The 24165-nt window shown below is 65.1% G+C and carries 21 protein-coding genes and 1 riboswitch; of the genes, 10 read left to right on the top strand and 11 right to left on the bottom strand.

Annotation, left to right across the window (positions count from 1 at the left end; genetic code table 11):
• Nucleotides 1–54 precede the first annotated feature (54 nt).
• A riboswitch (cobalamin riboswitch) is annotated at nucleotides 55–272 on the bottom strand.
• A gap of 40 nt (nucleotides 273–312) precedes the next feature.
• Nucleotides 313–948, top strand: coding sequence for a cob(I)yrinic acid a,c-diamide adenosyltransferase (gene cobO, locus AC0L3C_RS09130; protein WP_473407734.1), 636 nt, complete (start codon nucleotides 313–315; stop codon nucleotides 946–948).
• Nucleotides 949–957: 9 nt separating this feature from the next.
• Nucleotides 958–2406 (top strand): cobyric acid synthase, encoded by a 1449-nt coding sequence (locus AC0L3C_RS09125; RefSeq protein WP_473407733.1) that lies wholly within the window; start codon nucleotides 958–960, stop codon nucleotides 2404–2406.
• Here the strand turns inward: AC0L3C_RS09125 and cobD are convergent.
• Together cobD and cbiB are read right to left on the bottom strand one after the other, a co-directional pair.
• A complete protein-coding gene (cobD, locus tag AC0L3C_RS09120) occupies nucleotides 2395–3357 on the bottom strand; it encodes a threonine-phosphate decarboxylase CobD (RefSeq protein WP_473407732.1) in 963 nt (320 codons plus the stop codon). The genes AC0L3C_RS09125 and cobD overlap by 12 nt on opposite strands.
• Nucleotides 3358–3368: 11 nt before the next feature.
• Nucleotides 3369–4310, bottom strand: a complete 942-nt coding sequence (gene cbiB / locus AC0L3C_RS09115; protein ID WP_473407731.1) for an adenosylcobinamide-phosphate synthase CbiB — start codon at nucleotides 4308–4310, stop codon at nucleotides 3369–3371.
• A gap of 121 nt (nucleotides 4311–4431) precedes the next feature.
• Between cbiB and cobU the strand changes: the two genes are divergently transcribed.
• From cobU to AC0L3C_RS09090, 5 genes are all read left to right on the top strand, one after another.
• On the top strand, nucleotides 4432–4935 hold the full coding sequence (gene cobU, locus AC0L3C_RS09110) for a bifunctional adenosylcobinamide kinase/adenosylcobinamide-phosphate guanylyltransferase (RefSeq protein ID WP_473258268.1): 504 nt from the start codon (nucleotides 4432–4434) through the stop codon (nucleotides 4933–4935).
• Nucleotides 4932–5714 (top strand): adenosylcobinamide-GDP ribazoletransferase, encoded by a 783-nt coding sequence (cobS, locus tag AC0L3C_RS09105; RefSeq protein ID WP_473407730.1) that lies wholly within the window; start codon nucleotides 4932–4934, stop codon nucleotides 5712–5714. The genes cobU and cobS overlap by 4 nt, the downstream gene beginning before the upstream one ends.
• 4 nt (nucleotides 5715–5718) lie before the next feature.
• The gene (gene bluB, locus AC0L3C_RS09100) at nucleotides 5719–6351 is read left to right on the top strand and encodes a 5,6-dimethylbenzimidazole synthase (RefSeq protein WP_473407729.1); all 633 of its coding nucleotides are present in this window, start codon (nucleotides 5719–5721) and stop codon (nucleotides 6349–6351) included.
• Between the two features lie 174 nt (nucleotides 6352–6525).
• Nucleotides 6526–7557 (top strand): ABC transporter substrate-binding protein, encoded by a 1032-nt coding sequence (locus AC0L3C_RS09095; RefSeq protein WP_473277818.1) that lies wholly within the window; start codon nucleotides 6526–6528, stop codon nucleotides 7555–7557.
• The gene (locus AC0L3C_RS09090; protein ID WP_473258281.1) at nucleotides 7554–10247 is read left to right on the top strand and encodes a hybrid sensor histidine kinase/response regulator; all 2694 of its coding nucleotides are present in this window, start codon (nucleotides 7554–7556) and stop codon (nucleotides 10245–10247) included. Before AC0L3C_RS09095 ends, AC0L3C_RS09090 begins: the two co-directional genes overlap by 4 nt.
• A 79-nt stretch (nucleotides 10248–10326) precedes the next feature.
• Here AC0L3C_RS09090 and AC0L3C_RS09085 read toward each other — a convergent pair whose 3' ends face one another.
• Together AC0L3C_RS09085 and AC0L3C_RS09080 are read right to left on the bottom strand one after the other, a co-directional pair.
• Nucleotides 10327–11895 (bottom strand): hypothetical protein, encoded by a 1569-nt coding sequence (locus AC0L3C_RS09085; protein ID WP_473407728.1) that lies wholly within the window; start codon nucleotides 11893–11895, stop codon nucleotides 10327–10329.
• A gap of 174 nt (nucleotides 11896–12069) precedes the next feature.
• Nucleotides 12070–12999, bottom strand: a complete 930-nt coding sequence (locus tag AC0L3C_RS09080) for a LysR family transcriptional regulator (protein ID WP_473258288.1) — start codon at nucleotides 12997–12999, stop codon at nucleotides 12070–12072.
• A gap of 129 nt (nucleotides 13000–13128) precedes the next feature.
• Here AC0L3C_RS09080 and AC0L3C_RS09075 point away from each other — a divergent pair, with 129 nt between their 5' ends.
• A complete protein-coding gene (locus tag AC0L3C_RS09075; RefSeq protein WP_473277815.1) occupies nucleotides 13129–14067 on the top strand; it encodes a ring-cleaving dioxygenase in 939 nt (312 codons plus the stop codon).
• On the top strand, nucleotides 14064–14690 hold the full coding sequence (locus tag AC0L3C_RS09070; RefSeq protein ID WP_473407727.1) for an alpha/beta hydrolase: 627 nt from the start codon (nucleotides 14064–14066) through the stop codon (nucleotides 14688–14690). The genes AC0L3C_RS09075 and AC0L3C_RS09070 overlap by 4 nt, the downstream gene beginning before the upstream one ends.
• Before the next feature lie 39 nt (nucleotides 14691–14729).
• Here AC0L3C_RS09070 and AC0L3C_RS09065 read toward each other — a convergent pair whose 3' ends face one another.
• The 7 genes from AC0L3C_RS09065 to AC0L3C_RS09035 all read right to left on the bottom strand — a co-directional run bounded on the left by AC0L3C_RS09065 (nucleotide 14730) and on the right by AC0L3C_RS09035 (nucleotide 22987).
• Nucleotides 14730–15704, bottom strand: a complete 975-nt coding sequence (locus AC0L3C_RS09065) for a magnesium transporter CorA family protein (RefSeq protein ID WP_473407726.1) — start codon at nucleotides 15702–15704, stop codon at nucleotides 14730–14732.
• A 354-nt stretch (nucleotides 15705–16058) separates the two neighbouring features.
• Nucleotides 16059–17555, bottom strand: coding sequence for an ABC transporter substrate-binding protein (locus AC0L3C_RS09060; RefSeq protein WP_473407725.1), 1497 nt, complete (start codon nucleotides 17553–17555; stop codon nucleotides 16059–16061).
• Nucleotides 17556–17610: 55 nt separating this feature from the next.
• Entirely contained in the window at nucleotides 17611–18615 is a 1005-nt protein-coding gene (locus AC0L3C_RS09055; RefSeq protein ID WP_473407724.1) for an ABC transporter ATP-binding protein, read from the bottom strand.
• Entirely contained in the window at nucleotides 18612–19625 is a 1014-nt protein-coding gene (locus AC0L3C_RS09050) for an ABC transporter ATP-binding protein (protein WP_473407723.1), read from the bottom strand. The genes AC0L3C_RS09055 and AC0L3C_RS09050 overlap by 4 nt, the downstream gene beginning before the upstream one ends.
• Before the next feature lie 2 nt (nucleotides 19626–19627).
• Nucleotides 19628–20521 carry an ABC transporter permease gene (locus AC0L3C_RS09045; RefSeq protein WP_473258305.1) on the bottom strand — a complete coding sequence of 298 codons (894 nt, stop codon included), beginning with the start codon at nucleotides 20519–20521 and terminating at the stop codon, nucleotides 19628–19630.
• The gene (locus AC0L3C_RS09040) at nucleotides 20518–21468 is read right to left on the bottom strand and encodes an ABC transporter permease (protein ID WP_473258311.1); all 951 of its coding nucleotides are present in this window, start codon (nucleotides 21466–21468) and stop codon (nucleotides 20518–20520) included. The genes AC0L3C_RS09045 and AC0L3C_RS09040 overlap by 4 nt, the downstream gene beginning before the upstream one ends.
• A gap of 97 nt (nucleotides 21469–21565) precedes the next feature.
• The gene (locus tag AC0L3C_RS09035) at nucleotides 21566–22987 is read right to left on the bottom strand and encodes an amidase (protein WP_473407722.1); all 1422 of its coding nucleotides are present in this window, start codon (nucleotides 22985–22987) and stop codon (nucleotides 21566–21568) included.
• Between the two features lie 120 nt (nucleotides 22988–23107).
• Between AC0L3C_RS09035 and AC0L3C_RS09030 the strand changes: the two genes are divergently transcribed.
• Nucleotides 23108–23995: a LysR family transcriptional regulator gene (locus AC0L3C_RS09030; protein WP_473258316.1), complete on the top strand. Its 888-nt coding sequence runs from the start codon at nucleotides 23108–23110 to the stop codon at nucleotides 23993–23995.
• Nucleotides 23996–24165 lie beyond the last annotated feature (170 nt).

The following is a 24165-nucleotide window of genomic DNA, read 5'->3' as shown; positions in this document are numbered from 1 at the left end:
GAACCGTTCTTGCGAAGGCCCGTTTCCCCGTCGCGGAACACCCCGTCCGCCGGTCCAAAATCGTCCGCGCTGGCAGGTCTCCCGGCTTGCGGAGCAGGGTTTCCCCTTCGATCCCCGCCTTCCCGATCCCCAGGGGATCAGTGGCTTCGGGCATCTCTCCGGTCACGGTCGCGGGGGCGGCTGCATTTTGGAACCAAATCTTGCCGATTCGGACCCTATCGCATTCCCTCTTCGCCTGTCGTAGGACAGGAACCAACGCCGGGCCACCATTTGCCCCCGACCGCCTCTTGTCAAGCCGAAGGACCCCGTCCGATGACGTCAGAACCGGATACCCAGACGGCCGACCAAACCGACGTCCGCCACGCCTCGAAAATGGCGAAGAAGAAGGCCGCCCGCGACAAGATCATGGCGACCAAGAGCGGCGAAAAGGGCCTCATCATCGTCCACACCGGCGCCGGCAAGGGCAAGTCCTCCTCCGCGTTCGGCATGATCGTCCGCTGCGTCGCCCATGGCTTCCCCTGCGCGGTCGTACAGTTCATCAAGGGAGCCTGGGACACGGGCGAGCGTCGCATGCTCACCGGCCATTTCGGTGACCTCTGCCAGTTCCACGCCATGGGCGAAGGTTTTACCTGGGAGACGCAGGACCGCGCCCGCGACATCGCGGCCGCGCGCGCCGGCTGGGAGAAAGCCAAGGAGCTGATCCTCGACCAGAATCTCCGCATGGTCGTGCTCGACGAGATCAACATCGCGCTACGCTACGACTATCTCGACATCGCCGAGGTTGTCGAATTCCTCACGACGCAGAAGCCGCCGATGACGCATGTCGTGCTCACCGGGCGCAACGCCAAGGACGAGCTGATCGAGATCGCCGATCTCGTCACCGAGATGACGCTGATCAAGCATCCCTTCCGCTCCGGCATCAAGGCGCAAGCCGGCGTCGAGTTCTAAGAACTCGCGATGGCGCGCGCATTGATGATCCAGGGGGCCGGCTCGGACGTGGGCAAGTCGCTCATCGTTGCCGGCCTCGCGCGCGCCTTTGTGCGACGCGGCCTGCGCGTGCTCCCGTTCAAGCCGCAGAACATGTCGAACAATGCGGCCGTCACCATCGACGGCGGCGAGATCGGCCGGGCCCAGGCGCTCCAGGCGCTCGCCGCCGGCGCCGAGCCGCATACCGACATGAATCCGGTGCTGCTCAAGCCCGAGACCGATGTCGGCGCGCAGGTGATCGTGCAAGGAAAACGCATCGCGACCGCGCGTGCGCGTGAATATGCGGCGATGAAACCGTCATTGATGGGCGCCGTGCTGGAGAGCTTCGAGCGGCTGAAGGCGCGCGCAGATCTCGTGCTGGTGGAGGGCGCCGGCAGCCCGGCCGAGGTGAACCTGCGCAAGGCCGACATCGCCAATATGGGCTTTGCGCGCAAGGCCGATGTGCCGGTCGTGCTGGTCGGCGACATCGACCGCGGCGGGGTCATCGCGCAACTCGTCGGCATCAAGACGGTGATCGACCCGGATGACGCCGCGATGATCCAGGGATTTGTCATCAACAAGTTCCGCGGCGATCCCACGCTGTTCGACGACGGCTACAGGCTGATCGAACAAAAGACCGCATGGCGCGGCTTCGGCGTGCTGCCCTGGTTCGCGCGCGCCGGCGAGCTGCCGGCCGAGGATGCGCTGGGCCTGAGCGATGCGCGCAAGCCGGGCCAATGCAAGATCGCCTGTCTCGCGCTGTCGCGGATCGCCAATTTCGACGATCTCGATCCGCTCAAGCTCGAGCCTGGCGTCGATCTCGTGATGGTGCGGCCGGGCGAAGCAATTCCCGGCGACGTGCGCCTCGTCATCATTCCCGGTTCGAAATCCACCCGCGGCGACCTCGCCTTCCTGCGCGCCCAGGGCTGGGACATCGATCTCCTGGCGCATCACCGCAGAGGCGGCCATGTGCTCGGCCTCTGCGGCGGATATCAGATGCTCGGACGCAGCGTCACGGATCCCGATGGGATCGAGGGCCCCGCGGGCGACACAGCGGGTCTCGGGCTTCTGGATGTCGCGACGGTGATGAGCCCGGAGAAGACGCTGACGCGTGTCGCGGCCGTGCATGCCGCGACGGATCAGCCGATCGAGGCTTATGAAATCCACATCGGGCGCACCGATGGGCCGGATCGCGCGCGGCCATTCGCAAGGCTGAATGGCGAACCGGAAGGCGCGATCTCGCGCGACGGACGCGTGCAAGGCAGCTATCTGCACGGCCTGTTCACGTCGGATGATTTCCGCAAGGCGTTTTTGGCGAAGCTCGACATTCCTGCCGGCGACGTGCCCTATCACGCCAGGGTCGAAAGCGCGCTCGATGTCCTCGCCGATCACATCGAAGCTCATCTCGACGTCGACGGCCTGCTCGCGCTAGCGCGCTAGAGCCTCGGCCAGGCGCGACCATTCGGATTCGCCGCCCGGAAGCCCGAGGCGCAACCAATTCGGCTCTCGCGCGAACACGCGCGACCAGATATGACGACGCGCCAGCTTCTCCTGCGCGGCAAGCGCGCCAAGCGTCCCGTAGAGACGAAACAGCTGCGTCCCGCCAACGAGCGTCCAGCCTTGCGACCGCACCATGCCATCGAGACGAACGCAGTCCCGCGCGAGCCGCGCGGACGTGGCCTCGGCCCAGGTATCATCACGCAGCGCGCGGCAACCGATCGCGATCGCCGCTCCCGAGACCGGCCAAGGCCCCAACATCGCCGCGGTCCTGCTGATGTCGGACGAATTGCCGAGCGCGAAGCCGAGCCGCAGGCCGGCAAGGCCGTAAAACTTTCCGAAGGAGCGCAGAATCAACAGCCCCGGCCGATCCTCGGATGCAAGCGATAGCTGCGGGGCCACATCGGCAAAACTCTCGTCGACGACGAGACGGCCGACGCGCGGCAGCACCGCCAGCAAATCCTTTGGCGTATGACATCGGCCGTCGGGATTGTTGGGATTGACAACAATGGCGAGGTCGGCGCCCACCAGCGCGTCGAGTTCCCCGACCTCCTGGACCTCCCAGCCCGCAGCCGAGAGGACCCCGGCATATTCGTTGTAGGTCGGCGCGAGGATGCGCGCGCGGCCGGGCAGCGCGAGTTGCGGCAGCAGTTGAATCGCGGCCTGTGCGCCGCCGAGCGCGACAACCGCCGCGCTCGTGCGATAAGCGTGCCGCGCCGCCTGATGCAGCGCCTCGATCTCGCCGAGGGACGGCAACGCGCTCCACGCGCGCGCGCTCACCTCGCCCACGGGATAAGGCAGGCGGTTGATCCCGGTCGACAGATCGATCCAATCCTCCGCGCGACCGCCGAAACGCTGCTGGGCCTGATCGAGATTTCCACCGTGCTCGCGCATGCGCTGTTCTTTCACGCGAAGGCCAGGATCGCAAGGACACCGGCGAGCAGCAGCATGGCGCAGCGGTAAACCGTCAATCCCCGATCGATATCGGCAGCAAGCGGATCGCGCGCACCCTCATTCAGCCATGGCTCGTTTGTGGTGCTGCCGTGATAAATCCGTGGACCGCTGAGCCGCACACCAAGCGCACCCGCCATCGCTGCTTCCGGCCAGCCGGCATTGGGCGATCGATGTCGGCGTGCATCGCGCATCATGCACGACAGCGCCTCCGATCGCCGTGGCGCCAGCAGCACGAACAGACATCCGGTCAGCCGCGCCGGAATGACATTGGCGACATCGTCGATGCGCGCCGCTGCCCAACCGAAGGCTTCGTGGCGTTCGCTGCGATGGCCGATCATGGAGTCCAGCGTGTTGATCGCCTTGTAGCCCAAAATGCCGGGCAAGCCGAACAGCGCGCCCCAGAACACCGGTGCGACGATGCCGTCGGAGGCATTCTCGGCCAAGCTCTCGATCGCCGCGCGCGCGATCCCGGCCTCGTCGAGCGCTGCGGGATCGCGGCCAACGATGCGCGAGACCGCCTTGCGTGCGGCGGCGATGTCACCGGCCCGCATCGGGTTTGCGACGGCAGCAACGTGGTCGTGCAACGAGCGCAGCGCAACCAACGGCCAGCCGAGGACGCCGACCAGCACGATCTGGATCCAGCCTAAGGGAAGCAAGGATTGAACTGCCCAGCCGAGCGCGACGGAGAGCGCGATCACCGCGAGCGCTCCGGCAAGACCAGCGGCGCGGCGAAATGCCGGCGGATCGGACGGTCGATTCCAGGCGTTATCGATGGCAGAGATCAGCCGGCCCAGCCACGTGACGGGATGGCCGATGTGCGCGAACAACCACGACGGCCAGCCCAACAGGGCATCCACCGCCATCGCCACCGCCATCGCACCCGCAAAACCCACAGCCGCCTCCTGTCCCGCCCCTGTTGCGCAAACCACGACCAGAGCGCAAGTCCCCGATTGGCGGATTTCGGCTTTGTTTTTGGTCGCGTTTGGTGATTAGTCAGGCCCACAGGAGACCTTTATGACCGTCATCTTGATCACGGGCGGAGCGCGATCGGGCAAGAGCAAGCGCGCGGAAATGCGCACGCGCGCCTTTCCCGGGCAGCCGGTCTATGTCGCGACGGCCGAGGCTCTCGATGCCGAAATGGAGGCGCGCATCGCGAGGCATCGCGCGCGCCGCGGAACCGACTGGATCGAACGCGAAGTGCCGCTCGATCTCGTCCCCGCGCTGGTCGCAACCGACGGCGGCGGCGCGCGGCTCGTCGATTGCCTGACGTTGTGGCTCTCCAACCTCATGCATGCGGAGCGCGATTGGGAACGAGAGGTGAGCGAGTTTGCCGGCGCCCTGCCCCGCTTGAAAAGCCCCGTCGTTCTCGTTACCAATGAAGTCGGCCTCGGCATCGTGCCCGACAACGCGCTGGCGCGCAGCTTTCGCGACGCCGCCGGGATCATGAACCAGATCATCGCTGATGTCGCCGACGAGGTCGAATTCATCGTCGCCGGCCTACCGATGAAACTGAAATGATGCCGCGCGACCAATTCTTGCCCGACGTCATCGCCGATCTCAGGATGGCGGCATCGTTCATGACGATCCTCCCGGTCGCTCCTTCGAAGCCCGCAGCTGACGGCACCGTCGCGCGCGCGACCTGGGCGCTGCCCGTCGCGGGACTGCTGGTCGGCCTTGCCGGCGCCTTGGTCTACAAGCTCGCGAGCCGGTTCGGTCTGACACCGAGCCTCGCCGCCCTGCTCGCGTTGGCCGCGACCGCCCTCGTCACCGGCGCGCTGCACGAGGACGGCCTTGCCGATACCGCCGACGGGCTCGGCGGCGGCCGCACCCGCGAGCGCAAGCTCGAGATCATGCGCGACAGCCGGATCGGCACCTATGGCGTCTGCGCGCTGATCCTGTCGTTCGGCCTACGCTGGAGCGCGCTTGCGGCAATCGCCAATCCGTGGGCGGTCGCGCTCGCGCTGTGCGCTGCGCATACTGCGGCCCGCGCCGGCTTGCCGGCATTCATGTCGCAGGTCGCGCCTGCGCGACCTGACGGCCTGTCGGCGAGCGCCGGATCACCGCCGGGCCGCAGCGTTGCGATCGCCTTCGCCGTTGGAACCCTCGCGCTCACGCTCGCGCTTGGGCCGGGCAAGGCGCTGGTGAGCCTGATCCTGCTCTCCCTCGCCGGCCTGATGCTGGCGCGACTTGCCATCCGCCAGATTGGCGGGCAGACCGGCGACATCCTCGGCGCGTTCGAGCAGACCGGCGAGATTCTGATCCTGCTGGTTGCCGCAGCTTTCCAGATCGGAGGGTGACGCGATGGTCCAATTCGACGACACTTTCCGCCAGCACTTGCGCGAGCTGTTCGTGTGGCGTCGCGACGTGCGCCGCTTTCGCGCCGATCCGCTGCCGGACGGCGCCATCGATCGCCTGATCGAGACGGCCTGTCTCTCGCCTTCGGTCGGCCTCAGCCAGCCCTGGCGCTTCGTCATCGTCGACGACGTCGCGCGGCGTCGCGCCGTAATCGACGACTTCAAAGCGTGCAACGCCGACGCATTGAATGCCTATGCCGGTGAGCGCGCAGCGCGCTATGCTACGCTGAAACTCTCGGGTCTCGAACAGGCCCCGGGTCACCTCGCCGTGTTCGCGGACAAGGCCAGCGACACCGGTCACGGCCTCGGCCGCGCGACGATGCCGGAGACGACGGAATATTCCGTGGTCGCGGCGATCACCGCGATGTGGCTCGCCGCGCGCGCCGAGGGCATCGGGCTTGGCTGGGTCTCGATCCTCCATCCGGATCGCATCCACGCCATTCTCGACGTGCCCGATACCTGGAAATTCATCGCCTATCTCTGCATCGGCTATCCGGAAATCGAATGCGACCGGCCCGAGCTGGAACAGGCGAAGTGGGAACAGCGGCGCGGCGCAGCGGAATTCACCCTGCGGCGTTAATCAGGCCACGTCGGAAATCCGTCGTCATTGCGTGCGGCTGCCGGCGTAGGGAATACGGTATCGGGCTGCCAAACGTGCGAATGAACAGTCACAAACGCATTTTTTCATCAATTGTGGACGCCGGCTGTTCGCGCTAAGCATCGGGTTGGGGCAAACCATCATGCAAAGACATCCATGACCGAACGGCCTTCCGCTCTCGCGGTGGATCGCCGCGGGTTCATTCGGCTTGCGGGCACGACCGCTGCGGGCTGGCTGGCGCTCGGCGCAACATCTGATCGCATGCGCATCGTCGCATCGCTGACCGCATTGCGGCTCGACGACGAATTGACCAGAAGAAGCATGATCGACAGCCCTACCTCTCGCCTGGGCGGCCTCATCGTGGGCTTGAGGCAGCGAGGCTGGGTCGAAGGCGTCAATTTCCGCTTCGAGCTCCGTTCGACCTTCGGCGCACCGGATAGGCTGAAGACCGCGGTGCAGGAATTGCTGGCGCTCAATCCGGATGTGATCCTGACCGGCTCGACGGTCGAAACCGCGGCCGTCCTGGAAGCCACCAAAACCATCCCGATCGTGTTCGCGACCGCGAACGATCCCGTCGGCAACGGCTTCGTCGAAAGCCTGGCCCATCCGGGCGGCAACGTGACCGGCTTCACCAACAGCACGGCCGAGATGGGCGGCAAATGGCTTCAGCTCATCCGGGAGGCCGTGCCGGATCTTGCGCGTGTCGGCATCCTGTTCAACCCGGCGACCACACCTCGCGGCGGCCGCTTCTTCCTCGATTCCATCGAGCAAGAGGCAGCCCTGTCCGGCGTGTCCGTGGTCCCCGCCCCCGTGAGCGCGCCGACGGAGATCGACGAAGCCGTCAGGCGCTTTACCGAACCGCCCAAGGCGGCGATGATCGCGCTCGTCGACAGCTTTCTGGTGGTCAACCGGCAGGCGATCATCGCGGCAACCGCGAAATATCGCGTGCCCACGATTTACCCGTTCCATTATTTCATGGATGCGGGCGGCCTGATGAGCTACGGGCCGACGCTCGAAGTGCGCTCGGCTGACTATGTCGATCTCATCCTGCGCGGCACCAAGGCCGGCGATCTGCCGGTGCAATCGCCGCGAAAATACGAACTCCTGATCAACCGCACGGTCGCCCGCACGCTGGATCTGACGATACCATTCACGCTGCTCGCGCGCGCCGACGAGATCCGCGAGTGAACGAGACGATCGACCAGGGAGATTTGCGGCCACCTCCCGGCCGGTTGTTCCGCAAATACCTCTACTCGATCGTCGCGCTCGCTTTTGCCGCGCTCGCCATCAACACCGGCTTCGACGTCTGGTTCTCCTATCGCGAGCAGAAGCAGCTCCTGGCGGCGACCCAGCGCGAGCAGGCCGCAAGCGCCGCCATCCAGATCGGCCAGTTCATCGGCCAGATCGAAAACCAGATCAGATGGCTCTCGCGCCTGCCCCCGGAACTGTCCACGAACGAGGACCAGCGCCTGAACGCCATCCGCCTCCTGCGCCTCTCGCCTGCGATTGCGGAAATCGCCGAGCTCGACGCCCAAGGCCGCGAGCAGGTGCGCGTGTCGCGCCGTGTCGCGGACAGGATCGGCAGCAAGGCCGACCTCTCCGCTTCGCAGGCCTTCCGCGGCGCGAATGAAAGCCGCGCCTATTACGGGCCGGTCTACTTCCTCGGCGACACCGAGCCGTTCATGACGCTCGCCACGCGCGGGACCGGCCTCACGCCCGATGTGATTGTCGCCGAAGTCAATCTTCGCTTCATCTGGGACCTCGTCGCCGGGATCAGGGTCGGCAACACCGGCAAGGCCTATGTGGTCGATCGGATGGGGCTGTTGATCGCGCATCCCGATCTGTGGCCGGCATTGCGCCGCAGCGATCTCTCCGGCCATGCCGACGTCCGCGCCGCGCTCGATGGCGTCGGGCCGCCCTCGGGCGGCCTGGTCAAGGAGGATCTGTCCGGTCAACGCGTGCTGTCGACCTACGCGACGGTCCCCTCGCTGGGCTGGCTGGTGTTCGTCGAGCTCCCGCTCACCGAAGCCTATGCACCGATCTATGCGTCGATCGGACGCTCGACTTTTCTCCTGGTCATCCTGCTGGCATGTGCGGTGTTGGTCTCCCTCTTTCTGAGCCGGCGCATGACCGTGCCGATCCAGATCCTGACGCAGGGTGCGCGGCGGATCGGCAGCGGCGACCTCGGCCTGCGGCTCGCGATCAAGACCGGTGACGAGCTGGAGGCGCTCGGCGATCAATTCAACCGGATGGCCGCTCACTTGCGCGAATCCTATGCGACGCTCGAGCGCAAGGTGATTGAGCGCACCTCCGAACTGGAAAAGACCCGCGACCAGGCCCTTGCCGAGCACGATGCCGCCGAGCGCGCGCGTAGCGCGGCGGTGGCGGCCAACGAGACCAAATCGCGCTTTCTCGCGGTCGTCAGCCACGAGCTGCGCACGCCGCTGAACGGCGTCATGGGCGTGCTGCAACTGCTCGACGATGGCAGCCTCGGCGAGGCGCAGCGGCGTCACCTCACGACCGCGGCCGCGTCGGGCGAAACGCTGATCGCGCTGGTCGACGGCATCCTCGAATATGCGCGCCTGGAGGCCAGCGCCGAGACTCTGGAGACCCGCGATTTCCGCCTCGACCAGCTCATCGAGACGGCGGCCGATCTGATGCGTCCGCAGGCCTCTCGCAAGGGCCTCTCCTTCGATCTCGCCTGCGATGCGACGGTCAACACCTCCGTGCACGGCGATCCGGTGCGGCTCAATCGCATTCTGCTCAATCTGATCGGCAACGCGATCAAGTTCACCCCGCGCGGCGGCATCGGCTTGAGTGCAGCCGCCGAGGGACATGACGATCATGTGCTGCTGCGCATCACCGTTCGCGATACCGGCATCGGCATCGCGCCCGACATGCACGAGCGGATTTTCGAGGATTTCGTCCAGGCCGACGACAGCATCGCGCGGCGGTTCGGCGGCACCGGCCTTGGACTGGCGATCGCGCGGCGCCTCACCCGCCTGATGCGCGGCGAGCTGACGGTGGCGAGCACGCCGGGCACGGGCAGCTCGTTCATGCTTGAGGTACCGCTTGGTCTCGCCACGACCGACATCGCGCAAGGCGCGGTTCAGCCGCCATCGCGGCAGCTTCGCGTGCTGCTGGTCGACGACGACCCCGTCAATTGCGAGGTCGGCGAAGCGATGTTGAAGAGGCTCGGCCACCACGCGACCATCGCCACGAACGGCGCGTTGGCCATCGCGCTCGCCCGCGATCAGGCGTTCGACATCATCCTGATGGATCTGCACATGCCCGACATGGACGGAGTCGAGGCGGCATCGCGAATCGGCAAGCTCGGTCTGCCGACCATGCCGCGCATCATCGCGGTAACCGCCGACATGTCGCGCCGCGCCCGCGAGCGGCTCGCGGGCGCGGGCATTGCCAGGATCGTCAGCAAGCCGATCCTGATCAATGCGCTGCGCGAGGCGATCGAGGACGATGCCCAGAACCAGCCAGCCGTGCCGCAACTCGCCGCAGGCGCATTGATCGACCGGCATTTCCTTGACGACCAGAAGGAGCTGCTGGGCGCGGCGCAGATCGCAAAACTCCACCACCTGCTGGAACAGACCAGTGCAAAGCTGGTCGAGGACATCGCCAAGGCAGCAGTGATTGGCGATCCCACGCAGCTCGCGCGATCCGCACACCAGCTCGGCAGCGGCGCGAGCGCGCTCGGCCTGGTCCGCCTGTTTGAATTTTGCCGTGAGGTCGAGCTGGCGGCACTCACGATGACCTCGCCCGAATGCCAGGGCGCCGCCCGTGAGCTCGCTGCGCTTCGAGAGGCCTCGATGAGCGCGCTGGACGATCTGCTTCGTCCGGCGGAGCAGCGTACGATCAGCTAGATGCGCTCGAGTTCTTATTTTGGGCCCGAAGAAAAATCTGGTGAGCCTTATCAGTCCAGATCAAGGCAGGCGCCTTACATCAGACTGCCGGGGCGACCTTTTCCGCACTCGACTGCACCGGCTTTGTCGCCTCCAACTCTCCTCCTCTCATGGTTTTTCGATACCAGTACGGAATCGTGACCCCAAAGAGCGCACCGATTGAGGCGCTGAGCAGGCACGGTATCAACAGCAGGTGCTGTACTGTCGGCTGGTTCACGCTCAACCAGCGCATCACGAGAAAGCCCGAAAAGCCCATGAGTACAGCCAGCCCGGCGCTCTCCGCCCACCTGAGCCACCACGGTTCGTGATCCGCTTCGATTGTATCGTCACACGCAAAAGCCAATGCTATTGAAAGCACGGTGGGGAGCAGCAGCCATTTGGCCTGGGCCACGAACGGCAGGATCGGATGAACGGCATCTACTGGAAAATGCGCCCGAAGCAGATAGAAGCAAAACGAAATCGGCAGCGTTATCGTGAGGGTACATGCGCCAGAGATCAGATAAGACAGAGTAGGCCTTTCCCTGACGCAACGATAATCTGCAAAATTCCACAACTGCTTCGGTGCGAGGGCACACACCGCCGCGATTGACTGATTGACCGCCACAAGCATCCCGATGCCTAATGCCCTGCCCAAATCGCCGCCGGCCAGGGAAATCGTCACTATGACGAACAGCGCGACAACCCCGGCGAAGTCCAAGCTCAGCAGATTTAACGGCAGGCGGATCAGAGACGGCCGTTGAATGGAAAAGCCAATCCTTGCAAACTGGTGAGCGACTTCGCTGTCGCTATTGCAACTGTACAGGAGCACTCTGGCAAGCATCAACCGAATGTCCTCGTAGGCTTCGAGTGCATAAGAACGAAACTGGTCAACCGGCTCCGCCGCCGGCTCAAGCTGACGCTCAGCGATCTGACTTGTGAGAGTGAAAAACGCCACGGACTGAGCGAAGAAGCTGCTCATCTTCTTCTCGAAAGTGGCTCGCTCTTCGGGAAAGTCGGCGGAATAAGCAGTCCAACCGGGCAGATTGCTCAAGGCAACGTAGAGCGCCAGACATCGCGTGAACCGAAAGCGCACGCTGTCCAAGGTGAAATCGGGCTGCAGCTGCGCGGCTAGAGAGTCAGGCAGAAGCGTGCTGTTGGCGATATAAAACTTAGTGTCTGCGACCAATCTTTCAGAAATCGTAAGCTGCGTCATGTTGATCCGCTGCGCCCAACGAACAGCTCCAAGCGGGATCGCGCCCATACGGTGAAAAAAACGCAGCATGGCACCGTCAACGTCCCGCAGAACAGGAACCGATGGCAGCAACGTCGTTAGGATAAGCGCGGCCACAAGTGGCGCATCAAGGCTCTTCAATCCTTCAGGAATGGGGCTTGGCGAGTACAGGAGACCAAGCAATTCGGGCTTGTGGGCAAGGGTCCAGCTCAAGAACATCAGAAGCCCGATGCACGAAATGATATACGTCACGTAACTGCTGTAATACTGAAAGCGGGTTGTCTCTGACCTGAGCGTCCTAGGCGTGGCAAAACGATGTCCGGCGTAAAAGGCCGTCAACACTCCCGCCACAAGGTGCGCGGCGTCGAGGTGGATTGCTGTGAAAAATTGATCGATCATAGCGTGCCTCCAAAACAATAAGGCATCTGCAATCGGCTGAATCCATTCGCACAGCCGCACTACGCGTTACATTGCCAGAAACACTGACGAGCGGTTGTGAACCAGCTCACAATGCTCGCGACGTTTGGTCTCGGACGGACTCTTGCAAGCCCTCCTGCCGGCAGATCCATGGATCTATAGCTTGGCCTCTGTATGTCTGCTCCCGCCGGCTTCGTCGCCCTCACAGCCAAAACGCTCAACCAGGAAATCAATGAACAGCCGCACCTTCACCGAGAGATGTCGGGTCGGCGGATAGACCGCATAGAGCGCAAGCGGCGGCGCGGAATAATCGTCCAGCACAGTTCGCAGCTCGCCCTTCCTCAAGGCATCGGCGGCGATGAACTCCGGGAGCAGCGCAAGCCCCCTGCCCTTGACCGCGACATCGCGCAGCACTTCGGCATTGTTGACGCAGAGCGACCAGGCCGGCTGGATCCAGTGATCGCCGTCGGTGCCAGTGAGCTTCCACTGATTGCCCGTAAGCAGGAAGCCGTAGGTCAACGAGGCATGTTCGCGCAGATCCTGCGGATGTTTCGGTGTGCCGTGACGTGCAAGATAATCGGGCGAAGCGCAGATCATGCGCGCCACCGGCATGATTTTTCGCGCGATCAAACTCGACGATTCCAATTCCGCGATGCGCAAGGTCACGTCAAAGCCGTCCTGGACGGGATCGAGCAGGTCGTCGCTGAGCACGAGTTGGAGCTGCAGCTCCGGATATCGCGCCATGAAATCGGCAAGCACCGGCCCGAGCCGCAGGGTGCCGAACGACATCGGCGCGTTGACGCGCAACAGGCCGCGCGGCGCCGACTGGGCTTGCGCTACGGCCTGGTCGGCCGCCTCGATCTCCGACAGGATGACGACCGCGCGCTCGAAATAGCGCTGGCCGTTCTCGGTCGGGCTCGCATGGCGCGTGGTCCGGTTCAGGAGCTGCACGCCGAGGCTCTCTTCGAGGTCGGCGATGTATTTGCTGATCGCCGAGCGTGACAGCCGCAACTGCCGGCCCGCCTCGGCAAAACTGCCGCTTTCGACCACCTTTACGAAGGCCCGGAGGCTGGCGATCTTATCCAAGCGCCGGCTCCCTCGATTGTTTCCAAATCGTAGACATAGACGTCATATTTGCATGGATTGTCTCCAATCCAAAGCGGCACGATATTTCCTGTCAGAGCAAGACCGCTCCCCGAATTCAGGAGGACGACAATGTCTGGACTGCACCACGTGACCGCGATCGCGGGCGACCCCATCAGGAATTTCGGCTTTTACACCCGGGATCTCGGCCTGCGCTTCGTCAAGAAGACGGTCAATTTCGACGATCCCGGCACCTACCACTTCTACTATGGCGACGAGACCGGCCGCCCCGGCACCATCCTGACCTTCTTTCCCTGGGCCGGCGTGCCGGCCGGGCGCCGCGGCGTCGGCGAAACGCACCAGACCGCCTTCCGCGTGCCGCAAGGCTCGCTCGGCTATTGGACGCAGCGCTTCGTCGAAAAGGGCATCGCCTACGAGGCGCTGGAGAAGCGCTTTGGCGAGTCCGTGCTGCCGTTCACAGACCCTGATGGCATGGCGCTCGCGCTCGTCGGTGTCCCCGGCGCCGACAGCGAGCCCGGCTGGAGCAATGGCGACGTTCCCGCCGAACATGCGATCCGCGGCTTCCACGGCGTGACCTTGCTGCTCGACAGCGCGGCGAAGACGGCTGCCGTCCTCACCGACGTGTTCGGCTTCAAGGAGACGGCGCGCGAAGGCTCCGTGATCCGCTTCAAGGCGTCCGGCGATGTCGAAGGCAGCGTGGTCGACATCTACGAAGCCAAGGGCTTTTTGCGCGGGCACCAAGGTGGCGGCTCCGTGCATCACATCGCCTTCCGCGCGGTCGACGACGCCGAGCAGGGCAAGATGGCGCAAAAGCTCGTGAGCAATCACGGCCTGCACCCGACCGAGCAGAGGGACCGCAACTACTTCCGCTCGATCTACTTCCGCGAGCCCGGCGGTGTGCTGTTCGAGATCGCGACCGATATCCCCGGCTTCGCCGTCGACGAGCCCGTTGCGACGCTGGGACGCGACCTCAAGCTGCCTGGCTTCCTCGAAGCGCAGCGCAAGCAGATCGAGGCTGTGTTGCCGAATTTGGCAGAGAGCGTGTCATGACCGAGAGTTCATTCGTCCATCGTTTCGAGCCCGCGACCGGCGCGGGCTCCCCTCCTCTCCTGCTACTGCACGGCACCGGCGGCGACGAGAACGACCTGCTCGGACTTGGCAGGATGATCTCGCCTGGCTCGGCTATGCTCTCGCCGCGCGGCCGCGTGCTCGAGCACGGCATGCCGCGTTTCTTCCGCCGCTTGGCCGAGGGCGTGTTCGACGAGGACGACGTGCGCCGCCGTGCGCACGAGCTCGGCGATTTCGTCGCGGAGGCGCGGCAGCGATACGGCCTCGCCGCGCCGGTCGCGGTCGGCTTCTCCAACGGCGCCAACATCGCAGCCGCGCTGTTGTTGCTGAAGCCGGACGTGCTGGCAGGCGCGATCCTGCTCCGCGCGATGGTGCCGCTGTCGGATCCGCCGAAGGCCGAGCTTGGCGGCAAGCCCGTCCTGCTTCTGTCAGGGCAGGCTGATCCGATCGTTCCGGCAAACAATTCGGCGAAGCTTGCCTCGCTGTTGTCGGAAGCCGGAGCGCGGGTCGAACACAAAGTGTTGCCGGCAGGCCATCAATTGTCGCAAGCCGATTTGACGCTCGCCCGCGACTGGATCGGCACATTCGCCGCCGAAGTCGTCTGATCCCGAAGAGCGGCGCATCGTTGTCGGTGCGCCGCGGCTTCACTCGAACCAGCCGCGGCGCTTGAACCAGATCAGCGGCAGCACGCCGCTTGCAATGATGGCGAGCCACGCCAGCGGATAGCCGAACGTCCAGTCCAGCTCCGGCATGTGCTTGAAGTTCATGCCCCAGATGCCGACCATGATCGTGGGCGGCACGCCGACGACCGAGACGATCGTCAGGATCTTGAAAAGCTCGTTCTGCTGAATGTTGATGAAGCCGAGCACGGCATCGAGCAGAAGCTGGATCTTGTCCGACAATCGCGTCTCGTAATCGCCGAGCGAAGCGACATCCTTCGAGACGGCTTCGAGGCGCTTCTTCGAGGCGGCGGCGATCCATTCACCCCCGACATCGCCGGCGAATGAAGCGATACGGCCAACGCCAAGCAGGACATCGCGCGCCTTCGCGAGCCGATCCGCCAACTCGCCGATGTTTTCCAGCGCCTCGCGCATCCTGCGGCTGGAGCGGACCGGCCGCTTGGTGCGAACGAGCCCGCCCTTGAAGACGTCCCGCGAGAGCCTGTCGACCTTCGCGCCGAGATGCTCAAGGACATCGGCGCCTCGATCGACCATGGCCTCGACCAGGCTGGTGAACACGCACATACCGTTCTCCAGACTGTCATCGGAGCCAATGCGCTTGCCGATGTCCTCGAAGATCGGCAGCTGCGCAAAGCGCACCGTCACCAGCACGCGCGGGCCGATGACGAATCCCACCGGCGTGATCTCCGCCTCGTTGTCCTCGTTGAGCCGAACCGCCGGCGAGCTGAGATAGAGCGTGCCGTTGTCGAGGATCAGGCGGCTCGACGCCTCGATCTCGCTGAGCGAATCCTCAGACGGAACGCGTATTCCGAGCAATCGTTCGACGAAGTGCTTTTCGTCCGCGGTCGCGTCCACGAGATCAGCCCAGATGATCTCGGACGGCATCTGCGCGCCGATCTTCTGCCAGTCGTCGGATGGCCACCTGTACAGTTTGAGCAAGAACCGAACTCCGCATACCCTCGCGCCGGATCGCACGGCGTGCGGCCATCCTGCGCCGAGCTAACGCATGAGGGTTCCGAACGTTCAAGGTCGGGGAGCATCGAACCGGCGGAATCAAACCAAGCGGGCGCAGCCTTCTTCGATGACGCCATCATGCCAGTGTTTTGCCCGACGCGTCAACGGCATCGCGCAACGCGAAGCCATTCGATCGCGTGACGCGCAAGTCATTGAAATAACTACCCCCGGCTACTGTGCATGGGGTTGTTTTTCAGGTTTTTGTTTGGACCGGCCTCGTGACTATCGCTTCGGTTGGGAGAGATCGTCACCGAAACCGCGCAATCGACCTGTGCGTCCCTACTCCCACGCCCATGTCGAGAAGTCGTTCTCGTACTGGGGCACGTCCTTCCAGACGCCCTTCAGCTTCTTGTTGGTGATGGTGATCAGCTGCGGCTGGTACAAATAGCCGGAGACCGCGTCGGTCGCCAGCATGCGCTGGGCGTCGCCGAGAAGCTTGGCACGGGCAGCTTCATCCGGCGTCGACACGATCTGCTTGTAGAGCGCGTTGAAGGCGTCGTTGTTGTAGCCGAGATAGTAGTCCTGTTCGGTGATCTTGACGAGATCGAACGGCTCGACATGACTGACGATCGTGAGGTCGAAATTGTGCGGACCATTGCCGGCGAACACCTGCGACAGCCATTGCGCCCATTCGACGTTCTCGATCTTGGCGACGATGCCGACCTTGGCGAGCTGGGCCGCGAGGATCTCGCCGCCCTGCCGCGCATAAGGCGGCGGCGGCAGCTTCAGCGACAGTTCGAGCGGCGTGGTGACACCGGCTTCCGCCAGCAGCTTCTTGGCTTTCTCGGGGTCGTAGGGGTTGATGCCTGTCGTGTCGACATAGCCGAGTGCAGTCGGGACGTAGAAGCTGCCGATCGGCGTGCCGAAACCGTCGACCGCGCCGTCGATCATCGCCTTGCGATCGATCGCGGCAAGGATCGCACGGCGGACGCGGACATCGTCGAGCGGCTTCTTGCGGTGGTTGATGGCGACGATGGTCTTGGCGCGGGAGCCGCCGACCAGGACGTTGAAGCGCGGATCGGCCTTGAACTGCGCGATGCTGCGCTGGGCCGATACGCGGGGAAACGCGTCGACGTCGCCCGACAGCAGCGCGGCCGTCTGCGCCGACGGATCGGAGATGAAGCGGATCGTCACCTTCGACAGCTTGATCGCTGCGGCGTTGCGATAGTCGGCCCATTTGGTCAGGGTCATCGAGGAGCCCTTGGCCCAGGCGCCCAACTGATAGGGCCCGGTCCCAACCGGCTGCGTGATATTGGTGGCAGCGCTCTTCGGCTCGACGATCGAGCCGCTCGCCTGCCCCAGCAGGAACGGCAGGTTCGGCTCGGAATTCTTCAGGGTGATCACGACCGTGTCGGCATCGGGCGCATCGACCTTCGCGAAGCCCTGGAACAGGCTTTTGTCCTTGTTGGTGCTGGTGGCGACAGCATTGCGCTCGAACGAGAACTTCACGGCGGCCGAGTCGAACGGCTCGCCATTGTGGAATTTGACTCCCTTGCGCAGCTTGAACGTATAGGTCTTCAGATCGGGCGAGGCCGTCCAGCTCTCCGCCAGCAATGGCGAGGTCGAGCCGTCCTCGTTGATCTTGGTCAGCGTCTCGTAGATGTTGTAGAGCGTGACCTCGGCGATCGCGGCGGCGGCCGCGTTGGTGGGATCGAGCCCCGGCGGCTCCAGCGTCATCGCCATGACGACGCTGTCCTTCTTGCTCTGCGCCAGCACCGGCAACGGCGCCACGGCAAACGTGGCGGCGAATGCGACGATCGATAGTTTCCTGAACATGCGTAACTCCCCGGCCTTCATCTCGTCCCAGCCTACGCCAATTCCGCCCCGGACACTAACCTTCCGCGGGCAATTGCGGCAACGCCATCACGGCTTCCGCCTTGTGGCAGGCGGCCAGATGCGTGTCGCCCACCTTGCGTAGCTCAGGCAGAACCTCGCGGCAATGCCGGTCGGCGAGCGCGCATCGCGAGACATAGGGACACCCGGTCGCGACCGCCGATTGCGAGGCGATCGCCTGGGCCCCGCGCCGGCGCCGGCCGCCGCCGGCGCGCACCCGCGGCACGGCATCCAGTAGCGCTCGCGTATAGGGATGGGCGCAGCTCTCGAACAGATCCTCGGGACGGCCCTGCTCGACGATGCGGCCGAGATACATCACCGCGACCTCGTCGCAGAGATAGTCGACGACGGCCAGATCGTGGCTGATCAGGACGTAACTCAGGCCGAACTGCTCCTGGAGGTCCTGCATCAGGTTCAAGACTTGCGCCTGCACGGAGACGTCGAGCGCGGAGACCGGCTCGTCGGCGACGATCAACTTCGGCTGGGTTATCAGCGCGCGCGCGATGGCGATGCGCTGGCGCTGGCCGCCGGAGAACTCATGCGGATATTTCTCCATGTCGGCGTCACGCAGGCCCACCTGCCGCAGCACTGCGGAGACACGGGCACGGAACGTATTCCGGTCGGCGTCTTCCAGCACGGTGAGCGGCTCGGCGACGATACGCGCGATGGTCTGGCGTGGGTCGAGCGATCCGTAGGGATCCTGGAACACCATCTGGAAATCGCGGCGGGCGCGACGCAGCTCGTCCGCCGAGATGCGATTGAGGTCGCGGCCGAGCAGCGCGACCTGCCCCGATGTCGGTCGCTCCAGCGCCATCACCACCCGCGCGAAGGTCGACTTGCCCGAACCGGACTCGCCGACGATGCCGAGGCTCTTGCCGGCGTCGACCCGCACGCTGACACCGTTGAGCGCGCGCACCTGCCCCGGCGGGCGAAACACGCTTTCGCGCGGCAGCGTGTATCGCTGCTCGAGATCCTTCACGTCGAGAAGAGGTGCCGTGCTCATACGGTCAGCGCTCCGACGCGTTCGGCCATGGACACGTCGGTCCGAATGCAGCGCACGAAATGGCCGGGTCCGACGTCCACCATCGCTGGAAGTGCGGCCCGGCACCGCTCGATCACGAGCGGACACCGATCGGCGAAGGTGCAACCGGAAGGCAGATCGGCGAGTTCCGGCACCGTGCCCGATATCGTCGTCAGCCGCGTCCCCTTGCGTGCGCCGAGTTTCGGTCGGGCGCGGAACAGGCCCTGCGTGTAGGGATGGCCCATCCGGCGGAACACCTCGTCGGTCGGTCCGCTCTCGATGATCGTGCCGCCGTACATCACCATCATGCGTTGCACGTTCTCGGCGATGACGCCGAGATCGTGCGAGATCAGGATCATGGACATCCCGCGCTCTTCGACGAGATCGGCGATGAGGTCGAGGATCTGGCCCTGAATGGTGACGTCGAGCGCAGTGGTTGGCTCGTCCGCGATCAGAAGGTCGGGCTCGCAGGCGAGTGCCATCGCGATGGTGACGCGCTGACGCTGGCCGCCGGAGAACTGGTGCGGATAGGCATCAACGCGCCTCGCCGGATCGGGCAGCCCGACGCGGTCGAGCAAGGCGATCGTTTCTCGCCGCGCCTGCGATGCCGAAAATTTCCTGTGGCGCCGCAGCGGCTCGGCGACCTGGTGGCCGATCGTGTGCATCGGGTTGAGCGCGGTCATCGGCTCCTGGAAGATCATGCTGATGCGATTGCCGCGCAGCCGACAATAATCCGTGTCCGACAAACCAGCGAGTTCGCCGCCATCCAGCTTGATGCTGCCGGTGACGGCCGCGCTGTCCGGCAGCAGCCCCATCAGCGACAACGCCGTCACCGACTTGCCGCAGCCGGATTCGCCGACGAGCCCGAGCGTCTCGCCGCGCTTCTGGGCAAAGCTGACGCCGCGCACGGCCTGTGCCGGCCCGCGGCTGGTATTGAGGCGCACGCCCAGGTTAGCAACCTCGATCAACGGCATGGTCGAGCGCTCGCCCATCGTCATCGCTCCCGCGCCAGTCGTGGATCGAGCAGATCCCGCAGCCCGTCGCCGAGCAGATTGAGGCCGAGCACCGCGATTGCAATCGCAGCGCCCGGATAGACCGCGAGCATCGGCGACTGGAACAGCAGCGTCTGCGCGTCGTTCAGCATCCGTCCCCAGGACGGCTGCGGCGGCTGCGTGCCGAGACCGAGATAGGACAACGCGGCCTCGGCAAGAATCGCAAGCGCAAACTGGATCGTCGCCTGCACGATCAGGATCGACATGATGTTGGGCAGCACGTGCTCGATGGTGATGCGAAACTTGCCCTTGCCCGCCGCACGCGCGGCCAGCACGAATTCGCGCGCCCAGATCGCGTTGGCCGAGCCGCGCGTCAGCCGGATCAGCGTCGGGATCTGGAAGATGCCGATGGCAACGATCGAGGTCACCATGCCCGGCCCCACGACCGCGGCGAGCATGATGGCGGAGAGCACGGCCGGAAAGGCGAAGGTGAAATCGGAGAAGCGCATGATGATCTCTTCGGTCCAGCCGCGCCTGGCCGACGCGATCAGGCCGAGACAGACGCCGAAGGTGAGGCCGATGCTGACCGCGATGACGCCGACCATGATGGTGGAGCGGGCACCGGCAAGCAGCAGCGAGACGATGTCGCGGCCGAAGACGTCGGTGCCGAGCCAGTGCGCGGCCGAGGGCGGCCGGAGCTTTGAAGCGATGTCGATCTCATAGGGCGACCAGGGCGTCCACAGCAGCGACAGCAGCGCCGAGGCGAGCACCAGCAGGCTCAGCGCGGCGCCGAGCACGAAACTGCGATGACGTAGCGCGCGGCGCCAGAAGGTCCGGGCCGGCAGAGGGCGCGCGATGGCCGGCGCGTCGACGAGGGTGGTCAGCGGCGCGCTCACAGATCGTGGACCTTGATGCGGGGATCGACGAAGGCATAGAGCACGTCGACCACGAAATTGACGATGACGACCATGGCGGCCAGCAGCATCACGCAGTTGCGCACCACGATGAGGTCGCGGTTTGCGATCGACTGAAAAATCAGGCGGCCGAGGCCGGGCAGATAGAACACGTTCTCGATCACGATGGTGCCGGCGAGCAGATTGGCGAATTGCAGGCCCATCACGGTCATCACGGGGATCATGGCGTTGCGCAGCACGTGTTTCCACAGCACCTCGCGCTTGCCGAGGCCCTTCGCGCGCGCCGTGCGGACGAAGTCTTCACGCAGCACTTCCAGCACGGCCGAGCGCGTGACGCGCGCGAGGATCGCGGCCTGCACCACCGCGAGCGACACCGCCGGCAGTAGCAGCGACTTGATGCCGGGCCAGATGCCGTCCTCCCAACCGGGAAAGCCGCCCGCGGACAGCCATTGCAGCCGCACCGAGAACAACAGCACCAGCAGGATCGCGAACCAGAAATTCGGCAGCGCGATGCCCACCTGCGTCAGCGACATCACGCCGACGTCGCCGAGCTTGTTGTGGTTGGCGGCGGTGTAGATGCCGGCCGAGAGCGCCAGCGTCACCGTGATCAGCATGGACATCATCGCGAGCGGAATGGTCAGCACCAGCCGCTCCGCAATCAGGCTTGCGACCGGCGTGCCGTAGACATAGCTGTTGCCGAGATCGCCGACCAGCAGACCCTTGACCCATTGCAAATAGCGAACCGCCAGCGGCTGATCGAGCCCGAGCTTGACCGTGAGCGCGCGGACCGCGTCTGGCGAGGCGTCGGCGCCCATCAGCATCTGCGCAGCGTTGCCCGGGAGAGCATCCAGCACCAGGAAAATGATCACGGATGCGCCGACCAGCGTCGCCAGCAGGGTCAGCAGACGTCGAAGGACAAATACGCTCATGTGCGCTCGGATTCAGGGCTCATCCGTTGCACGATCAACATGTCCGGGCACCGGAGGCAAGTGCTTTGCAAACAAGTCCCTTGCATGCCCCTCACCCTTAACCGGGCCAACGGGACAGAAGCCCTTGCGACGCCTCAAACAGCGCGCTCGCGCGCAGCAAGTCCGCGTCAGCGCGGAAGCGCCCGACGAGTTGAAAGCCGATCGGGAGGCCGTCGCGGCCGAAGCCGCAGGGCAGGCTGATCGCGGGGTGTCCGGTCATGTTGAACGGCATGGTCCAGGGGAACCAGTGCGGCCGGACGCTGTCAAAGTGCTTGCCGTCGATCTCGATGGTGCCGAACAGATCCTGATCGATCGGCAGGGCGGTCCGGGTGATGGTCGGCGTCGCCAGCAAATGCCCACGCGCAAGCAGAGACTGGACCCGGCGGAACAGCGCCGTGCGCGCGAACATCGCCTCCTGATAAGCGACGCCGCTAACGTCGGTGGCAAGCGCTAGCTGCTTCCGGAAGGCCTCGCTCAGCGCGTCCCCATGCTCGGCCGCGAGTTTTGCAAAGCGCGTCCGCCAGACCGTATGGTTGATGGCGCGCCAGATCGGCTCGATGTCGAACCCCTCGCCGGAGAATTCCTCGAGCTCGGCGCCCAGGCCCGCGAGTCGATCCAGGCTCGCCTTGAAGCTGGCTGCAACATCGGTAGACACAGGGCGTCCGGGCGGCGACAGGCAGTACAGGATCTTCTGCCCACGCAGATCCCCGCGCGGGGCGGCCGTGCCGATGAGGTCGGGCACGGGAACGCCGATCGACCAGGGATCGCAAGAATCCTCGCCGGCCATCGCCTGCATCATCAGCGCGGTGTCGGCGACGGTTCGCGTCATCGGCGTGACATAGGTCTGGTTGCCGAATACGTCCAGCGCCTGGCTGTGCGGGATGACGCCGTTGCTCTGCTTCAGCCCGACCACGCCGTTGCAGGCGGCGGGAATCCGCGTCGAGCCGCCGCCATCGGTCGCGATCGCCAGCGGCGCGATGCCGCTCGCCACCGCCACCGCCGCGCCGCCGCTCGAGCCGCCGGACGAACGCTCGGCGCTCCACGCATTGCGGGTGCGGCCGAACAGCGGCGAGTCGGTCAGGCATTTACTGCCGAATTCGGGCGTCGTGGTCTTGCCGATCAGGATGGCGCCTTGCGCGCGGAGCCGCGCGACCGCGACGGCATCCTCGTCCGGAACATTGTCCTTGTAAGGAATGGCGCCGAAACTGGTCTTCACGCCCCTGGTGTTGACGATGTCCTTGACGGTGACGGGGATGCCATGCAGCAGGCCGAGCGGCTCGCCGGCCATCAGCCTGCGCTCGGCCTCACGCGCGGCGGCAAGCGCTTCGTCGCCGCAGATCGTGATGAAGCAGTTCAGCTCGGGCTGGAGCGCTTCGGCGCGGGCGAGCACCGCGCGGGTGAGCTCGACGGGGGAGATCTGCTTTGTCGCGATGAGGCCGCGCAGCACGGTTGCGGACAGCAGGCAGGGATCACCGTTCATCGTCACATCGCTCCGAAGCCGGCCGCCGGTGGCCGATAGCATTGACAGCCAGGATGACAGTTTTGTTAACTCGCCGCCAATACGATTTTGAACATCAACCCATACGTTTTCGGTATGCCAATGGATCTTCGCCGGCTCCGCTATTTCGTCGCCGTCGCCGAGGCGCGCAGCGTCGGCAAGGCTGCCGAGCGGCTGCGGATGGCGCAGCCGCCGCTGTCGGTCCAGATCCGCAAGCTGGAGGCCGAGGTCGGTGCGCGGCTGTTCCGCCGCGGCACAAGCGGCATGGCTTTGACCGACGCGGGCCAGGCACTGCTGGCGCGCGCCGGCGAGGCGCTGGCGCTGGCGGCCGACGGCATCGAAGCCGCGCGCGCGGTCGCGGCCGGCACCCGTGGCCGGCTGTCCGTCGGCTACATGTTCGTGCTGGCGAACGCGATGCTGCCGCGTCTCATCCCCGAACTGCGGCGATCCATTCCCGGCGTCGATCTCGATTTCGCCGAGCTCAGTGCCTCGACGCGCGAGGCGCGGCTGCTCGATCGCAGCGTCACGGTCGCGCTGTGCATGCCGGCGATCCACCATCCCGAGATCCAGGTGGCCCGGATCGGCGCGCAGCCGTTCATGCTGGCGGTGCCAAACCGTTCGCCGCTTGCGCGCCTGAGCGCGGTGCCAATGATACGACTCCAGGGCCGTCCACTGATCGCGCTGCCGCCGCCGGAGCGAGACCCCTCCTCCTCCGCGGTCGCGGCCCTGCTGCGGCGGCATCAGATCGTGATGCCGATTGCGAGCCGGGTGGAGACGGTGCATTCGGCGATGAGCCTGGTTCTCGCCGGTGAGGGTCTTGCAATCCTGCCCGCCTGCGCGCAGCTCGGCGCGCCGCGCGGGGTCGTGTTCCGGCCGTTGCGGGATGCGACCGATTCCATCGATATCGCGGTCTGCTGGCGGCGGGACTCCCAGAGTCCGCTGATCCGCACTTTCCTGAAATGCGCCGAGAAGGCTGTTGCTCGGCTGTGAGACGTGCTTCCCCTCTCCCCTTGTGGGAGAGGGTGGCTCGCCGCGTAGCGGCGAGACGGGTGAGCGACTATCTCTGTTGTCAAGTTGCATTGGCGTAGGCGGTGCGCGCATCGCGTGCCTTGGCGTTGAGGCGGACCAGGAGTTTGCGGGCGAGCGCGATGCGAATGACC

The sequence above is a fragment of the Bradyrhizobium sp. WSM4872 genome (assembly GCF_055811715.1).
This window is presented reverse-complemented; position numbering and strand designations above follow the sequence as displayed.

Excerpts from the sequence above, each read along its gene's own strand:
- cobO (WP_473407734.1), top strand. The coding sequence starts at position 313 with ATGACGTCAGAACCGGATACCCAGACGGCCGACCAAACCGACGTCCGC.
- AC0L3C_RS09125 (WP_473407733.1), top strand. The coding sequence starts at position 958 with ATGGCGCGCGCATTGATGATCCAGGGGGCCGGCTCGGACGTGGGCAAG.
- cobD (WP_473407732.1), bottom strand. The coding sequence starts at position 3,357 with ATGCGCGAGCACGGTGGAAATCTCGATCAGGCCCAGCAGCGTTTCGGC.
- cobU (WP_473258268.1), top strand. The coding sequence starts at position 4,432 with ATGACCGTCATCTTGATCACGGGCGGAGCGCGATCGGGCAAGAGCAAG.
- cobS (WP_473407730.1), top strand. The coding sequence starts at position 4,932 with ATGATGCCGCGCGACCAATTCTTGCCCGACGTCATCGCCGATCTCAGG.
- bluB (WP_473407729.1), top strand. The coding sequence starts at position 5,719 with ATGGTCCAATTCGACGACACTTTCCGCCAGCACTTGCGCGAGCTGTTC.
- AC0L3C_RS09095 (WP_473277818.1), top strand. The coding sequence starts at position 6,526 with ATGACCGAACGGCCTTCCGCTCTCGCGGTGGATCGCCGCGGGTTCATT.
- AC0L3C_RS09085 (WP_473407728.1), bottom strand. The coding sequence starts at position 11,895 with ATGATCGATCAATTTTTCACAGCAATCCACCTCGACGCCGCGCACCTT.
- AC0L3C_RS09075 (WP_473277815.1), top strand. The coding sequence starts at position 13,129 with ATGTCTGGACTGCACCACGTGACCGCGATCGCGGGCGACCCCATCAGG.
- AC0L3C_RS09070 (WP_473407727.1), top strand. The coding sequence starts at position 14,064 with ATGACCGAGAGTTCATTCGTCCATCGTTTCGAGCCCGCGACCGGCGCG.
- AC0L3C_RS09060 (WP_473407725.1), bottom strand. The coding sequence starts at position 17,555 with ATGTTCAGGAAACTATCGATCGTCGCATTCGCCGCCACGTTTGCCGTG.
- AC0L3C_RS09055 (WP_473407724.1), bottom strand. The coding sequence starts at position 18,615 with ATGAGCACGGCACCTCTTCTCGACGTGAAGGATCTCGAGCAGCGATAC.
- AC0L3C_RS09050 (WP_473407723.1), bottom strand. The coding sequence starts at position 19,625 with ATGGGCGAGCGCTCGACCATGCCGTTGATCGAGGTTGCTAACCTGGGC.
- AC0L3C_RS09040 (WP_473258311.1), bottom strand. The coding sequence starts at position 21,468 with ATGAGCGTATTTGTCCTTCGACGTCTGCTGACCCTGCTGGCGACGCTG.
- AC0L3C_RS09035 (WP_473407722.1), bottom strand. The coding sequence starts at position 22,987 with ATGAACGGTGATCCCTGCCTGCTGTCCGCAACCGTGCTGCGCGGCCTC.
- AC0L3C_RS09030 (WP_473258316.1), top strand. The coding sequence starts at position 23,108 with ATGGATCTTCGCCGGCTCCGCTATTTCGTCGCCGTCGCCGAGGCGCGC.